Genomic DNA, 15193 nt, shown 5'->3' with positions numbered 1-15193 from the left:
CTTAGCGGCGGCCGCCTGCACCGCGAGGTGCTGGGCCGTCTTGGAGTTCTTGTTGCTTACGGTCACGTGCCTGTGGATCATGCTCCATGATCTCGCCTTTGAAGATAAAGGTTTTGATCCCGATGATCCCGTAGGCGGTCATCGCCTCGACATGTGCGTAATCGATATCGGCACGCAAAGTGTGCAATGGCACGCGGCCTTCGCGGTACCATTCGGTCCGTGCGATCTCGGCGCCGCCAAGACGGCCCGCCAGGTTCACACGGATGCCCAGGGCACCCATCCGCATTGCGTTTTGCACGGCACGTTTCATCGCACGACGGAAGGAGACACGACGCTCCAGCTGCTGTGCGATGCTTTCGCCGACCAATGCAGCGTCCAGCTCAGGCTTGCGCACTTCAACGATGTTGAGGTGCAGTTCGCTGTCGGTGAACGCGGCCAGCTTTTTGCGCAGGGTTTCAATATCGGCGCCTTTTTTGCCGATGATGACGCCCGGGCGCGCTGTGTGGATCGTGACGCGGCACTTTTTGTGCGGACGCTCGATGATCACACGGCTGATGCCGGCTTGCTTGCATTCTTTGTTGATGAACTCGCGCATGCGGACGTCTTCGAGAAGAAGATCACCGAAATCAGCGGAGTTTGCGTACCAACGGCTGTCCCAGGTGCGGTTGACCTGCAGACGCATTCCGATGGGATTAACTTTGTTACCCATTATGCTTGCTCCTCAACTTGGCGCACTTTGATTGTCAGCTCTGCGAACGGCTTGACGATTTTGCCGAACCGGCCACGGGCCCGCGGGCGACCGCGTTTCATGGTCAGGTTCTTGCCGACATAGGCTTCCGCCACGATCAGCTCATCCACGTCCAGGTTGTGGTTGTTCTCGGCATTGGCAATCGCGGACTGAAGGCATTTCTTCACGTCATCCGAGATACGCTTTTTCGAGAATGTCAGATCGGCCAAAGCGCGGTCGACCTTCTTGCCACGAATGAGCTGAGCAACAAGGTTCAGCTTTTGCGGGGAGGTGCGGACCATGCGCAGTTTCGCCATAGCCTCGTTATCTGCCACGCGGCGGGGGTTCTTATCCTTACCCATGGCTTATTTCCTCTTCGCTTTTTTGTCAGCGGCATGCCCGTAATAGGTCCGGGTTGGCGCATATTCGCCAAACTTCTGACCAATCATCTCTTCCGAGATGTTGACGGGGATGTGCTTGCGGCCGTTATAGACGCCAAACGTCAGGCCCACGAATTGGGGCAGGATCGTCGAGCGGCGCGACCAGATTTTGATGACTTCGTTGCGGCCAGATTCTTTGGACGCCTCGGCCTTTTTCAACACGTAAGCGTCGACAAAAGGGCCTTTCCATACTGAACGAGACATATTCTAACGCCCCTTCTTCTTGGCATGACGCGACCGCAGGATCAGGTTCGACGACGCCTTTTTCTTGTTACGTGTCTTGGCACCCTTGGTTGGCTTGCCCCATGGGGTAACCGGGTGACGACCACCAGATGTCCGGCCTTCACCACCACCATGCGGGTGATCGATCGGGTTCATCACAACACCACGCACAGACGGGCGGATGCCCTTGTGACGGTTGCGACCCGCTTTACCGAAGTTCTGGTTGCTATTGTCTGGGTTCGACACGGCACCGACGGTGCACATGCATTCCTGACGGACCAAGCGCAGCTCGCCCGAGGACAGACGGATTTGCGCGTAACCACCGTCACGACCAACGAACTGCGCGTAAGTACCAGCGGCACGTGCGATCTGACCGCCCTTGCCGGGCTTGAGTTCGATGTTGTGGATGATTGTCCCGATGGGCAGGCCGGAGAACGGCATCGCGTTGCCCGGCTTTACGTCTGCTTTAGCTGTCGAGATGATCGTGTCGCCAACGCCCAGTCGCTGCGGAGCGAGGATATAGGCCTGCTCACCATCTTCATATTTCACCAGCGCAATGAAGGCTGTCCGGTTCGGGTCATATTCAATCCGCTCAACGGTCGCTTTCACGTCCATCTTGTTGCGCTTGAAATCTACGATACGGTAAAGGCGTTTCGCGCCCCCACCTTTGCGACGCATCGTGATCCGCCCGGTATTGTTCCGTCCGCCATTCTTGGTCAAACCCTCAGTGAGAGCTTTGACCGGGCGGCCTTTCCAAAGTTCCGAACGGTCGATCAGAACCAACCCACGTTGGCCTGGCGTCGTCGGCTTATACGACTTGAGTGCCATGCTTTCTGTCTTCCGTTGTCAGTGGCGAGAACGCATTCTCGCCTATGTATGTATAGGGCCCCTGAGGTCCCCAGCTTTCGTTCTTGCGAACAACAACAAAGCCCCAGACGAATCTGGGGCTGTGCTGATGAGGGTGTTTAGGTTGGAGGGTGTTTGCGGTCAAGGGTCGAAGTTTGACACAAGAGCAAATCCGGACGCGATTTCTGTTAGGCTCTTAGCCTGGATTGTCGCCAAAAGAGATCAAGCCCGCGAAGACTATGAAACACGTGAGTTGATGAGGATACTAGAATTGGCACGTACCGAATACATCGCAGAAAAACTATCGAACAGCGACTTAATTCGGACGCCATCACGCCTCGTCGATAGTAAAGATTCGATAGAATTCTGCCGCAAGTAGTGGAACATAAAGAAACCCGATTAGGGCTTCTATGGATGCTCCGATACGGCACAGGATTGTGACAGGAACTATATCGCCATATCCCAGCGTCGTTAGCGTAGCAACCGAAAGATAGATGAAATCGAATGGATGTGAATTATTCGAGACCGCACCACATCTCGAATAGAAGTCTGAAAACCCGATCACGATCACAAGCAAGACAGCAATAGTAGCAAATAGTGCAAAAAATTTCAGAGAGGTGTCTTTTCGTCGCTCATAACGCAATACTGAGATCATTGCAGACAATGCGAATGCACCGATTGCAAATGGCATTATAACCAACAGACCATCTGTGAGCAAACAAGCGAATACCAACAGTGAAGTCGTAGCGAGCAATATGGACGAATAGAACTTTGAGATAGTTTGATACATGAAACGAAAATTGAGAAAGCCTGTTTGTTCTCAGATAATACAAAACTCTGACATCGAATAAAAGTAGCCTTCCGCCGGACCGATGGATGGCGATCTGAGGACAGTTCTACAGAGCTTTATGTCTGCCAAGCACATCTTCCATATCTGCGACGCACCAAGATTAACCAAATCGCCAACCCGTGGGGCCGGTCTGTCGATGCCCGGCGCCTTCGGCTTGATTCCGGGCTAAGGAGCTAAGCAAAAGACGTTTTTGATTTCACACTCGAACAAACAAGTGCCCTCGAGTAACTACCAAACCAGTATTCGCGTACCGCTTTGCTCAAAGCCGCCTGAAGTCACATCAACTCATTCAAAGCGACGTGGCACAAATATACTTTAGGTTAGGTCGCCTGTACTCAGTCGTGCTGCATTATCCTTACGCGCACCGACAACGGGAACATTTCGCCTTATAGTGTCCATACAACATCACCGCAGCCCGCAACGCCGGAGGTATACAAAATGGAAAATGACAGACTTCAAAACAAGGCTCGCAATTCACGTATTCAGGCGCTGCATAGTGTCAGCCAACTCCCTCAGCTCGCTGAACGCCGCCAAGCATCCCTAGTGGCAGATGAGGAGCAGTTTCAGGTTTGTCGTCCAAACCTCGACCGCCTGTTTACTCGCCTCTATGAATTAGAAATGGCTGCTTAAGACTTTCCCTCCACCCCAGCAGCCCTCCCCAAAGCACGTTTTCTGTGCGCGGCCAGAGTTCTGCCAAAACAAACCATCCCTCTGTATACACGACTTACACCCGGCTCACTAAGAGCCGGGTTTTTTTGCTGTCACTCAAAAAAAGCCCCGGCCTGCTATCCAGACCGGGGCCAATATTTTTTCTGGTCGCGGATCATCCGCAGCCGGATCACAGACCGGTTGATACGTCGATCGTGTTACCTTCTTCCAAGGTCACATACGCCTTTTTGACGTCCTTGCGCTTGCCGAGTTGGCCGCGGAAGCGTTTGGCTTTGCCTTTGGTGATCGTCGTGTTGACCGCCTTCACCTTGACGCCGAAGAGGTTTTCGACCGCTTCTTTGATCATTGGCTTGTTGGCCTCAATCGCCACTTCGAACACAACCGCATTGGCCTCCGAGGCCATGGTGGCTTTCTCGGTGATGATCGGTTTGCGGATCACGTCGTACATTTCAGCTTTAGTGCTCATGACAGGCGAGCCTCCAATGCTTCCAGACCGGCTTTGGTGATGACCAAAGTGTCGCGTTTCAGGATGTCGAACACGTTCGCGCCCATTGTTGGCAGGATGTCCAGACCAGCAATGTTGCGAGCGGCTTGAGCGAAGTCTTGGTTCACCTCAGCGCCGTCGATGATCAGGGCGCGCTTCCAACCCAGCTCCTTGACCTGTGCGGCCAGTGCTTTGGTTTTCAGGTCCTTGCCGTCGATATTGTCCAGGATCACCAGCTCGCCTGCGTTCGCCTTGGCGGAGAGCGCATGCATCAGGCCCAGCTTGCGGACCTTCTTGGGCAGATCGTGGCCGTGGCTGCGAGGTGTTGGGCCTTTGTAGACACCACCACCGCGGAAGATCGGAGCAGAACGCGCGCCGTGCCGTGCGCCGCCGGTGCCTTTCTGGCGATAGATCTTCTTGGTGGAATAGTTCACCTCGGAACGGGTCTTCACCTTGTGGGTGCCAGCCTGCGCATTGTTGCGCTGCCAACGGACCACACGGTGCAGGATGTCCGCACGTGGCTCCAGACCGAAGATGGCGTCAGACAGCTCTACCGAGCCAGCTTTTTTGCCATCAAGTTTGATTGCATCAGCTTTCATCTGACTTGTCTCCTTCTGGGGCAGCATCGGCTTCAGCGGCTTGATCCGCTTCGATGGACGCTTCAGCTTCTTTCAATGCGGCTTCTTCAGCGGCTGCGGCTTCTGCTGCTGCGGCTTCTTCGGCTGCTTTTGCTTCGGCTTCGGCTTCGGCGGCAGCTTCATCAGCCAAACGCTTGGCTTCTTTCGCAGCGGAGGCCAGAGCGGCCGGGAAGATCACGTTCTCGGACAATGGCTTTTTCACCGCGTCCTTGATTGTGACCCAGCCACCTTTGGAACCGGGTACCGCGCCTTTGATCATGATCAGACCACGGTCGATGTCGGTTTTGACAACCTGCAGGTTCTGCGTGGTGACACGGGCAGCGCCCATGTGACCAGCCATTTTCTTGCCTTTGAACACCTTGCCCGGGTCCTGACACTGACCAGTCGAGCCGTGCGAACGGTGGGAGATTGACACACCGTGCGTCGCGCGAAGACCGCCAAAGTTGTGGCGCTTCATCGCACCGGCAAAACCTTTACCGATCGAGGTGCCCGCAACATCAACGAACTGGCCCTCAAAGTAATGGGCCGCGATGATTTCTTCGCCGACGGGGATCAGGTTCTCTTCCGCTACGCGGAATTCAGCAACCTTACGCTTTGGCTCAACCTTGGCGGCTGCAAAGTGACCGCGCATCGCTTTGGATGTGCGTTTCGCTTTTGCTGTGCCAGCACCAAGCTGAACAGCTGTGTAGCCGTCTTTGTCAGCAGTGCGCTGAGCGACAACTTCCAGCTTGTCGAGTTGAAGAACGGTCACAGGGATCTGCTTGCCGTCTTCCATGAAGAGGCGGGTCATGCCGACCTTCTTCGCAATTACACCGGAGCGCAACATATCGGGGTGCCCTCCTTAAACTTTGATTTCGACGTCAACGCCGGCAGCAAGGTCGAGCTTCATCAGCGCGTCCACAGTCTGCGGTGTTGGATCGACGATATCCAGCAGACGCTTATGCGTGCGGATTTCGAACTGGTCACGAGACTTCTTGTCCACGTGTGGACCCCGCAGAACGGTGAATTTCTCGATCTTGTTTGGAAGCGGGATCGGGCCGCGCACGTCAGCGCCAGTGCGCTTTGCGGTGTTAACGATCTCTTGGGTAGATGCATCCAGAACCCGGTAGTCAAACGCCTTCAGGCGGATGCGAATGTTTTGGCTTGCTGCCATGACATTTTCCCTCATGAGTGAGGTCTTAACGGATTGGACGACCCATGCTCATCACAGGCCCTCATCGCGTCTTATGGCGGAACATAAAGAGGGGCACGCATGCGTACCCCTGTTCCGTGACGTGCGTATAGGGGGAGTCGGGGAACAGTGCAACACCCTATAATGTGAAAACCCTCCTCCCCCGCAGCCGGGCATCGCCAGACCACGGGTTGGCGAACGCCTCACCAAAAGTGGTCGTCCGTGGGTGGCTGCTGCGCCATGTGATCGGTGTACTTTATGCTGGCCAAACACACCTTCCGATGCCCGCAAAGCGCTAAGATTAAATAGAGCTGCAACCTGTCGGGACGGATGACCGTTGGCCCGGCGCGGCAAAGCCGCTTGATTTCGGGCGAGGGCGATGAATGACTACTTAGAGCTAAAACTACCGATTTTCTGTGGCGCAGCTATAGTCTGTTTTCCGGGCGTAAACGGCCCTTTCTACGCGATCAAAACAGCAGCTAGGCCCGTGCCAATGCAACATTTGCATTCAGCTCTCTATAAACTTCAAGGGCCCCTGCAACGGCTGCTTGCTCGCCTCCGTCGCGCACGGTCAGGTCGAATATGTCTGCAACACGGTGATATCGCGCGTTCAGGCCGTCATTGCCAACGATGCCAATCGTGTCGCCTGCTTTAAACAATCCGCCGTCCTTGGCTTGGCGAAATTCGTTCCCAATCAAAAGGCCAGACAGATAACTTATCATGTCACCCGCTGCGAGCTGGCCCGCCAACATCCCGGTCCGCACTGAGAAGAGTTGCGTCAGGAATGACGTATCTGTCCCCACACAATCGCGCGCGACCTTGGCGCCGCGTTCGAAAGCATCGGCATTTTCAGCCCTAGTTTCGACGCCGGCAGCCTTGGCGATGAACGAGTACTGAGACATCAATGCAAAGATCTCGCCCGTGACAAAGGTTTGAAACCCTTGGATGCGGCCTGCGCTAACTGTGGACCATTTGCTGTGGGTTCCGGGCAAGACGACGGTTGAGGCATCGGTCAAACCAAACCCGAGGATTTGAGTCTCTTCCCCTCTCATCACATCTGGGAACGGTGCGCGTGTTTTGTCGGTGATGCCCGAGAGAAAATACAAGCTCGATCCATTTGAAAGTTTTCGATGCATGACCCCTTTGGCCAAGTCGTTTGGGGTCGCGGGGCAAGCCACGTAGGGCACTTCAACCCAGCCGTTTTTGCTGGTGATCATCCCAAGGGCTACGACTGAAAGGGGACCGTGTTCCTTGAGCCATGGGTCAATTGCGGCGACCAGTTCAGGCTCGAAGGCTTTGTCCTTGATGAACTGAATGCCCTTTTCATTTTCCATCTCTGCAATGATGCGCCCCGACATGTCTGCAAGCGTGGCCCGCAGGGATGTGGTGCCCCAATCAACGATAATGATTTTGTCCATCTGAGTCTGGTGCTGGTTCATGTCAGGGTCCCATCTTGCATTTTGCGCCATTTGATCTGGTCTTGCGTTATGGGTATTTTCCAGGTAGTGTCAAATTATGATTTTTAGTCTTATAATATGGACCATAATAAATGTCTAACGCTTTGACTGGTATCCTTCCTGTTTTGCCCACCCCATTCACCGATGACGGGGATATTGATCTCGGTGCTATGCCAGGCGTTGTGCGCTACGCCTGTGACGCTGATGTCGGCGGCGTCGTCTTTCCCGGCTTCGCAAGCGAGGTAGAGCACCTTTCCGCGGCAGAGCGCCAAGCCTTGCTTCAGGTCGTTGTCGAAGGTGCAAAAGGTAAGGCGCCCGTAGTCGCTGGAGCCAGTGCCGAGACGCCGTCAAAAGTCGTTGTATATGGACAGGCAGCGCGTGATTTGGGGGTGGAATGGCTGATGATACAGCCCCCCATCGCCATCGGATCAAAGATCGAAGACGTCACCGCATTCTTCACAGAAGTTGTCGACGGCCTACCTGACATGCGCATCATCTTGCAAAATGCGCCCGCGCCACGCGGATCGGACTTGTCTCCCGCCACGATATTGGAACTCGCTGAGGTCTTTCCCCAAATCGCCTACGTGAAGGAAGAGACGCTCCCGGCCGGCCCCGCGATCAGCTTTATTCTAGGCAGAAAACCCGCCCATTTACTGGGCATGATCGGGGGTGGCGGTGCGCGCTACATTCTGGATGAGTACGAGCGTGGCGCCTGTGCGGCGATGCCTGCGCTGGAAATTGCAGGCGAACACGTCGCTCTCGACAAGGCCTGGCGCAACGGCGATCGCCAAGGCGCGCGCGACATCTACATAAAGACCTTGCCGCTTTTGACGCTGCAGGCCGTGTACCGGATGCGCCTGACCAAGCATACAATGATGCGCCGCGGTGTTCTAAAAAACGCAATCGTCCGCGCCCCTACAGCAGAGTTGGACGCGCTGGCCACCGCTGACATTGACGCCAATTTGGTCGAGCTGGGCATTATCCCGGCGCAAACGGCATAGGTGCCTGTGCATGACTGACGTCGTCAAATCCGTTGAAGCGTTCACGCTCACGATCCCAAGAGACACGCCGTATCTGGGCGCGCCCCGCCCAGGGGAGGAGCCGAACGAAAAAGGCTACCTCGTCCGGAAAGGCAATAAGACGGTCTACCCGATTTTTGATCGCTCCATCGTTGTGCGCATTGAGACAGCGAATGGCGTGATCGGTTGGGGTGAAACCTACGGCCTTGTGGCTCCCGGTGCGGTCGGTGCAATCATCAGCGACCTGTTGGCGGACTTTACGATTGGGCGTGATCCAAGCGATCCGTCTGCGATCTATGACGACCTTTACGACTTGATGCGGGTGCGTGGGTATGGCGGCGGGTTTTATGTGGATGCGCTAGCTGCCATCGATATTGCGTTATGGGATATTGCCGGCAAACAGGCGGGTGTTTCCGTGACCCAGCTGCTTGGCGGCGCGCAGCACACGACCATTCCCGCCTATATTTCCGGCCTGCCCGAAGAGACACAACCAAAGCGTTCGGCCTTGGCGCGCCAATGGCAGGACCGCGGGTTCACTGCCTTCAAGTTCGCGGCTCCGGTGGCCGATGATGGCCCTGCGTCCGAATTGCAATCGTTGCGCGACGCCCTTGGGCCTGATGCCCTGATCTCGGCGGACATGCATTGGAACCAAACAGCGCAAGAGGCCCTTGACCTGATCGCTGCGATGGCACCGCATGATCTTTGGTTTGCCGAGGCACCTGTTCGCACCGAAGACATCGCGGGCCTATCAACCGTATGCAAAGCCAGCCCAAGCCCAATCGCAGTGGGGGAGGAATGGCGCACCCATTTCGATATGCTTCACCGGGTCGATCAATGCGATATCGCGATTGTACAGCCAGAAATGGGGCACAAAGGGATCACCAATTTCATGCGGATCGGTGCCATTGCGCAGGACCGTGGCATTGACCTGATCCCCCACGCTACCATCGGAACAGGTATTTTTCTGGCTGCCAGCCTGTGCGCCAGCGCGGCTCTCAAAGCCACGACATTCCATGAATTCCAACATTCCATCTTCGAGCCGAACCGCGTGCTTTTACGCAGCGACATGGATTGCAAAGCGGGGGCTTACACCCTGCCAAGCGGTCCCGGTTTGGGGGTGGAGCTGACGCCGGCAGCGATGGAACTCTTGAAGCCCATCCGCTGCTAACAAACTGCGCCTCACGAAAATTGGGGCGGTAAAACATTGTTAAAACGAGGAGATACGACAATGAAAATTTCGACCAAATTACTGTCCACGCTGGCGCTTTGCAGCATTGCGTGGGGGGCTCAGGCCGAAACCCTGACGCTGGTGAACTCGGACGCAATAGATTCCCAGATGGACCGGATGAACATCCACTTCAAAGGGCTGGTCGAGGAACGCTCTGGCGGTGAGATCGAAGTCAACTACATTACGGGCACCCAGTTGGGCACACCGCCGCAAGTCATGGACCAGATGTCCACCGGCTCTGTTGATGCGCTTGGGACTGCCGGATCGTGGCTTTCGGCCTATGCCCCTGATACGCAGATCATGACATGGGGCTTCACGTTCCGCGACAGCGATCACGTCTTTGACTTCTTCCGTAGCGAGCTGTTTCAGGAATTGACCACTGACATGCGGGAAGATGCGCGCATTCGCGTCCTCTCAGGCGGGCCGACAGAACCGCGCATTGCATTCTTGGTGGATGAACTGCCTGCAGATGGCAGTTTTGAAGGGCGCAAAATGCGCATTCCCCAAATCCCGTCCTACCTGCAACTGTGGACATCTCTTGGCGCGCAACCCACACAAGTCGCATGGGGCGAAGTCTACCTTGGCCTAAGCACAGGTGTTGTAGACGGTGCCGAAGGGCCGCCGACAGCTGCGATTTCTCAGCGCTTCCATGAAGTCGCATCGAACGTCTACATGACAAACCACGTTTGGGCCTCTTCCGCGATTATGATCAACGAGGACAAGTTCCAAAGCATGTCGCCCGAGCATCAGGAAATTTTGGTCGCAGCCGCTGCGGATGCCGCAACCTTTGCTTATGAAGACGCAACAGGTCGCCGCGACGAGGTGTTGCAGCAAATGCGCGACGGTGGTGCGACGATCCGCGAATATGACACAACGGCGCTTCAAGCTGCCGCACGTGCAGCAGTCGCAAACGCCGAGGCCGAGGGCCTGTGGAGCGAGGGCCTGTTCGACAAGGTCCAAGCCCAGTAACCATGTAAAAGGGTCGGGCGAAATCTGCCCGACCTTCACCCTGCAACGCGGCTCAGCCCACAACGCCAAAGGTGAACCATGCGAAACGGACTTAAGCGATTTATCGATCTTCAAGGACGCATTGAGATGGGCCTGTGCATCATCCTCGTGGCATTGATCGTGGGGACGATCACGTTCCAGATCATCGCCCGCTATGTCTTCAACGCGCCGGTGCCGTGGATGGAAGAGTTGGTCACGATCTTCTTTATCCTTCTGACACTTCTGGCCGCCGCCGTCGCTACCAAGGAAAAACGCCACATCCTTGTGGATCTGTTTCCAAAAGGTCAGGTGGCGCGCGCTTTGGGGGCCATTATGTCGGTCCTGACCATTGTAACGCTCGTCGTTCTGATCGCGCATATCGGGCCGATCCTGAAGGTTGAGATGCGGCGCACAACGATCTCACTGCCCAGCAACTTTCCAATCGCGTTCTATAACTCGATCCCGCTCATCTACTGTTTTTGTTCGATCATTTTGGCCACGGCCTACGATGTGATCTTTGAACGCAAAGACGAACAAGAGGCATTGGTCTAGCCATGGAAGCCTTAATTTTATTGGCCCTTTTGTTTGGCCTGATTTTTCTACGTATGTCCGTGCCCTTCGCGATGCTGACGGCAGCGACGGTGTTCATCGCCGGGCAAACCTACTTTGGCGGGTCGCCTATTTTTTCCGCAGCCGGCATTCGGATCATCCCGCAACGCATGACGCCATCGCTGGAAAGCTTTCCACTTTTGGCGATCCCACTGTTTGTGTTTGCGGGCAATTTGCTCAACGTGTCGGGCATTGCCGACCGCATCTTTGCCTTTGCAAAATCGCTGGTCGCGCATATTCACGGCGGGCTGGCCCATGTGAACATCCTCGCCTCAATCGTGTTTTCCGGTATGTCCGGTGTTGCGGCCGCTGACGCGGCTGGCTTGGGCGCGATTGAAATCAAAGCGATGGAGAAGGCCGGTTTCAGCAAACCCTTCAGTGCCGCAGTCACCGCGTCATCCTCGATCATCGGGCCGATTATTCCGCCCAGTGTGATCATGGTCATTTATGCCGTCTTATCCGGTGAATCCATCGCCAAGCTGTTCCTCGCCGGGATCGTACCTGGCCTGTTCCTGGGGTTTGTGCTGATGGTGCTGATCTATGTATTGGCCGTCACAAAACGCATCGATGCCCCCGTGACACCGCGGGCCAGCTTTCGCGATGTAACTTGTTCCGCGTGGCGCGCATTGCCCGGATTGCTCGCGCCTTTGTTGCTGGTCGTTGGTCTGTTGTCGGGCGTCGCCACGCCGACCGAACTGGGGGCCATCGTCACGGTCTATGCCATCATCCTTGGCATTGGCATGCGGGAACTTACCTTCTCGGCCCTGATTGAGGCCATGCGTAGCACGGTCTACACGATTGGCGCGTTGGTTTTCATTCTGGCCTGTGCGGCCCCGATCTCTTGGTTGATTTCAGTCCTGAACGTCCCTGAGACGCTGCAAACCGCGCTACTGACCATCTCTGACAACCCGATCATCCTGCTGTTGATGATCAACGTGATGCTGTTGGTCGCAGGCCTCGTTATGGAAACGACCGCAATCATGTTGATCGCCGTGCCAACGCTTTGGCCGCTGATCGGAACACTGGGCATGGATCCCACGCAGTTCGGTGTGATGTTGATTTTCAACCTTCTGATTGGCGCAATCACCCCGCCGTTTGGTGTGATCTTGTTCATCATGATGGATGTTGCCAAAATCTCATACGGGTCGCTGGTGCGGGCTATGATCCCGTTCTACATCCCGATTGCCGTCACTCTGCTGGTCATCACATTCGTCCCCGCCGTCACGCTGTTCTTGCCCGAATTGCTCACCGGAAGGTAGGGCGAAAGCTGGGCGGGCGCACACGGGTTGCCCTCGTCAAAAGCAGCGCGCAGTTATATCATCTTGTGACGCAATCAAACCTATCGGAGCCGCCGCCCTGTGACACCACGTGACGCCCCTAAGAACGTACCAGACGGTGCTGCGGCCTTGGCAAAGGGGCTGACCCTGCTGGACATCATCGCCGACGCGGACAAGCCGCTGCGGTTTGCAGAGCTTATGCAGCTGTCGCAACTTCCAAAACCGACCTTTGCGCGGATATTGAAAACCCTGATTGCCTTTGGGCTGGTGCGTCAGAACAAAGACCAAGGCACCTATGTTTTAGGCGGGCGGTTCCTTGAGTTGTCGCACCGGGTTTGGGACACTTTCGATCTGAACGCGGTGGCGATCCCGGAACTTGAAAGACTTTCCCTCGATTTCCGCGAAAGCATCGCGCTGAGCAAGATCGACCAAGGTCAGTTGCTCTATCTCGAAGAACGCTCGGGCGCGGGACTGGCTGTCAAAGTCACTGTTGGTCAACGCTCCCCCTTCATTGCACCAGTGCAGGCAAGGCTTTGCTGGCCTTTCAAGACCCATCAGAAACACGCCGGTTTCTGGAACAAAATGACCTTGAACGATTTACCGACACGACAATCACGGATGCAGAGGCTTTGAACGCGGACCTGACTCTGACACGGGCGCGCGGCTATGCAATTTCGTTCGAGGAACATCTGGCAGGTGTGAACTCGGTCGCCGTTGCAATCGGTGGGCCCGACGGAACGCCGCTTGGCGCGCTGGCCGTTCTGGCCCCGTCATCGCGCATGGACGAGACGAACATTCATCCCATCGGGCGTGACCTCATAGCCGCCGCCCGCCGCATCACCGGGTCAGTGGGGGCGGTGGCGATCAGCTCCAGCCCGCAACCGCGCGCGGCCCAAAACGATCGGGCAAGCGGGTTGAATTGTGTCTTGCCGTGGGGCGCTCAGTTGGGCGAATCTCCGGTTTGGCATCCCGTCGAGCAACGTTTGTACTGGGTCGATATTCTGCGCCCCGCCGTCTACCGTTTTGATCCCGCCACCGGCACGAATGAAAGCTGTGAATTGCAAAAGCTGGTCAGTGCGGCCCTGCCCTGCGCGCAGGGTGGTGTGATGGTGGCCAGCCAAGACGGGATAGAGGCGCTGGATTTCGCAACAGGTGGATTAACGCCCTTTTGTGACCCCGAAGAAGGCCAAATTCACAATCGACTGAACGACGCCAAGGTCGGCGTTGGCGGAGCGATTTGGGTGGGCTCTATGCGGTTGGACGCAAGCAAGCCAACAGGCGGATTGTTCCGGGTCACGCCCGAGGGTCAGGTGGATCAAAAAGAAAGCGGTGTAACCGTCTCGAACGGTCTTGGCTGGTCGCCAGATGGCGATACGTTCTACTTCGTCGATACAGTTCCGGGCTTGATCTATGCCTATGACAGCGTTCCCGGCACGGGCGATCTGACAAACCGCCGCGTCTTCGCCCAAATCCCGCAGGAAGACGGGCGACCGGGCGGGCTATGTGTCGACAGCGAAGGTGGTGTGTGGTGCGCCATCTGGGACGGCTGGTCGGTCATTCGATTTGCGCCTGATGGCACTGTCGATCGTCGCATTGATCTGCCCGTGCCGCGTGCCACCAGCCTGTGTTTCGGCGGCGCCGACAACGACGTCCTATACATCACCAGCGCCCGCACCAGATTGCCTGCAACGACTTTGGCCGAAGCACCGCTTTCGGGTGGTCTCTTCGCGATCAAAACCGAACTCAGTGGACTGCCAAGTTCGCTCTTCACCCCCGAATGGAGCATGCATGAAAACGCCCAATGACGTGTTTGACCTCAACGGCAAAACCGCCCTGGTCACGGGGTCCAGTCGGGGCATCGGCGCCGCGATTGCGCAAGGCCTTGCGGGGGCTGGGGCGCATGTGATCGTTCATGGCCAGTCTCTGGATGCGACCGCAGACACGGTGCAGGCAATCTCCTCTGCCGGTGGGTCGTGCAGCGCATTGGCCGCCGATCTTTCGCAGGACGGCGCAGGCGGCAAGCTTGTCGAAGTCTGCGAAGCTGAGAGCCGTCCCCTCGACATTCTGGTGATCAACGCATCGGCCCAGATAAATGCGCCTCTGGCCGAATTGACCGACGATGACCTGACCTTCCAACTCAACGTCAACGTGCGCTCGACCATTGATATGCTTCGGTCCTGTTTGCCACGCATGGCACAGCGTGGCTGGGGCCGTGTTGTCAGCATCGGGTCCATCAACCAGTTCGGCCCGAAACCCATCGTCACCGCCTATGCCGCAACGAAAGCCGCACAGCACAACCTGATCCAAAGCCAAGCGCGCGCTTATGCCCAAACCGGGGTTACACTCAACACGCTCGCCCCCGGCCTTATCGACACCGACCGCAACGCAGAACGCAAATCATCCGATGCGGAGGCTTGGGCGCGTTATGTCGTTGAGGCGAATTGGATGGGCCGGGCCGGGCACGTGAGCGAAATGGTTGGAGCCGCTCTGTTTCTGTCCACGGATGCGAGCAGTTTCATGACAGGCGAAGTTCTGACCCTTTCGGGTGGATATTGATGCGTCCCAAATA

General features: G+C 56.3%; 19 protein-coding genes. 9 read left to right on the top strand and 10 right to left on the bottom strand.

Going from position 1 to position 15193, the window contains the following annotated elements:
• Position 1 precedes the first annotated feature (1 nt).
• The 5 genes from rpsC to ACZ1G7_RS15535 form a co-directional block, all read right to left on the bottom strand.
• On the bottom strand, positions 2 to 709 hold the full coding sequence (rpsC, locus tag ACZ1G7_RS15555; protein ID WP_472660296.1) for a 30S ribosomal protein S3: 708 nt from the start codon (positions 707 to 709) through the stop codon (positions 2 to 4).
• Complete coding sequence (gene rplV, locus ACZ1G7_RS15550; protein ID WP_472660295.1) at positions 709 to 1089, bottom strand: 50S ribosomal protein L22; 381 nt, start codon at positions 1087 to 1089, stop codon at positions 709 to 711. The genes rpsC and rplV overlap by 1 nt, the downstream gene beginning before the upstream one ends.
• 3 nt (positions 1090 to 1092) lie before the next feature.
• Positions 1093 to 1371, bottom strand: coding sequence for a 30S ribosomal protein S19 (rpsS, locus tag ACZ1G7_RS15545; RefSeq protein ID WP_472660294.1), 279 nt, complete (start codon positions 1369 to 1371; stop codon positions 1093 to 1095).
• Between the two features lie 3 nt (positions 1372 to 1374).
• Positions 1375 to 2217 (bottom strand): 50S ribosomal protein L2, encoded by an 843-nt coding sequence (rplB, locus tag ACZ1G7_RS15540; RefSeq protein ID WP_472660293.1) that lies wholly within the window; start codon positions 2215 to 2217, stop codon positions 1375 to 1377.
• A gap of 349 nt (positions 2218 to 2566) precedes the next feature.
• Positions 2567 to 2926, bottom strand: coding sequence for a potassium channel family protein (locus tag ACZ1G7_RS15535; protein ID WP_472660292.1), 360 nt, complete (start codon positions 2924 to 2926; stop codon positions 2567 to 2569).
• A 597-nt stretch (positions 2927 to 3523) separates the two neighbouring features.
• Here ACZ1G7_RS15535 and ACZ1G7_RS15530 point away from each other — a divergent pair.
• Complete coding sequence (locus ACZ1G7_RS15530; protein WP_472660291.1) at positions 3524 to 3715, top strand: hypothetical protein; 192 nt, start codon at positions 3524 to 3526, stop codon at positions 3713 to 3715.
• A gap of 208 nt (positions 3716 to 3923) precedes the next feature.
• On the opposite strand, the gene ACZ1G7_RS15525 is transcribed toward ACZ1G7_RS15530, so the two are convergent.
• From ACZ1G7_RS15525 to ACZ1G7_RS15505, 5 genes are all read right to left on the bottom strand, one after another.
• The gene (locus ACZ1G7_RS15525; protein WP_472660290.1) at positions 3924 to 4220 is read right to left on the bottom strand and encodes a 50S ribosomal protein L23; all 297 of its coding nucleotides are present in this window, start codon (positions 4218 to 4220) and stop codon (positions 3924 to 3926) included.
• On the bottom strand, positions 4217 to 4837 hold the full coding sequence (rplD, locus tag ACZ1G7_RS15520) for a 50S ribosomal protein L4 (protein WP_472660289.1): 621 nt from the start codon (positions 4835 to 4837) through the stop codon (positions 4217 to 4219). The genes ACZ1G7_RS15525 and rplD overlap by 4 nt, the downstream gene beginning before the upstream one ends.
• A complete protein-coding gene (gene rplC, locus ACZ1G7_RS15515) occupies positions 4827 to 5702 on the bottom strand; it encodes a 50S ribosomal protein L3 (RefSeq protein ID WP_472660288.1) in 876 nt (291 codons plus the stop codon). The genes rplD and rplC overlap by 11 nt, the downstream gene beginning before the upstream one ends.
• Positions 5703 to 5717: 15 nt before the next feature.
• Positions 5718 to 6029 (bottom strand): 30S ribosomal protein S10, encoded by a 312-nt coding sequence (gene rpsJ, locus ACZ1G7_RS15510; RefSeq protein WP_472660287.1) that lies wholly within the window; start codon positions 6027 to 6029, stop codon positions 5718 to 5720.
• Positions 6030 to 6526: 497 nt separating this feature from the next.
• On the bottom strand, positions 6527 to 7486 hold the full coding sequence (locus ACZ1G7_RS15505; RefSeq protein WP_472660286.1) for a 2-dehydro-3-deoxygalactonokinase: 960 nt from the start codon (positions 7484 to 7486) through the stop codon (positions 6527 to 6529).
• Between the two features lie 110 nt (positions 7487 to 7596).
• Between ACZ1G7_RS15505 and ACZ1G7_RS15500 the strand changes: the two genes are divergently transcribed.
• The 8 genes from ACZ1G7_RS15500 (at position 7597) to ACZ1G7_RS15465 (ending at position 15180) form a co-directional block, all read left to right on the top strand.
• On the top strand, positions 7597 to 8505 hold the full coding sequence (locus ACZ1G7_RS15500; protein ID WP_472660285.1) for a dihydrodipicolinate synthase family protein: 909 nt from the start codon (positions 7597 to 7599) through the stop codon (positions 8503 to 8505).
• A gap of 10 nt (positions 8506 to 8515) precedes the next feature.
• Entirely contained in the window at positions 8516 to 9691 is a 1176-nt protein-coding gene (locus tag ACZ1G7_RS15495; protein ID WP_472660284.1) for a mandelate racemase/muconate lactonizing enzyme family protein, read from the top strand.
• Between the two features lie 60 nt (positions 9692 to 9751).
• Positions 9752 to 10720: a TRAP transporter substrate-binding protein gene (locus ACZ1G7_RS15490; RefSeq protein WP_472660283.1), complete on the top strand. Its 969-nt coding sequence runs from the start codon at positions 9752 to 9754 to the stop codon at positions 10718 to 10720.
• A 78-nt stretch (positions 10721 to 10798) separates the two neighbouring features.
• Positions 10799 to 11290, top strand: coding sequence for a TRAP transporter small permease (locus tag ACZ1G7_RS15485; protein WP_472660282.1), 492 nt, complete (start codon positions 10799 to 10801; stop codon positions 11288 to 11290).
• A 2-nt stretch (positions 11291 to 11292) separates the two neighbouring features.
• Entirely contained in the window at positions 11293 to 12606 is a 1314-nt protein-coding gene (locus ACZ1G7_RS15480) for a TRAP transporter large permease (protein ID WP_472660281.1), read from the top strand.
• Between the two features lie 99 nt (positions 12607 to 12705).
• The gene (locus tag ACZ1G7_RS15475) at positions 12706 to 13257 is read left to right on the top strand and encodes an IclR family transcriptional regulator (RefSeq protein WP_472660280.1); all 552 of its coding nucleotides are present in this window, start codon (positions 12706 to 12708) and stop codon (positions 13255 to 13257) included.
• Positions 13158 to 14429 (top strand): SMP-30/gluconolactonase/LRE family protein, encoded by a 1272-nt coding sequence (locus ACZ1G7_RS15470; protein ID WP_472660279.1) that lies wholly within the window; start codon positions 13158 to 13160, stop codon positions 14427 to 14429. Before ACZ1G7_RS15475 ends, ACZ1G7_RS15470 begins: the two co-directional genes overlap by 100 nt.
• Complete coding sequence (locus ACZ1G7_RS15465; RefSeq protein ID WP_472660278.1) at positions 14413 to 15180, top strand: SDR family NAD(P)-dependent oxidoreductase; 768 nt, start codon at positions 14413 to 14415, stop codon at positions 15178 to 15180. The genes ACZ1G7_RS15470 and ACZ1G7_RS15465 overlap by 17 nt, the downstream gene beginning before the upstream one ends.
• The last annotated feature ends 13 nt before the right edge of the window (positions 15181 to 15193 follow it).

The organism is Litoreibacter sp. JB4-2 (genome assembly GCF_055693445.1).
The sequence above is the reverse complement of the archived record's forward strand: the minus strand, read 5'-3'. Positions and strand labels throughout refer to the sequence as shown.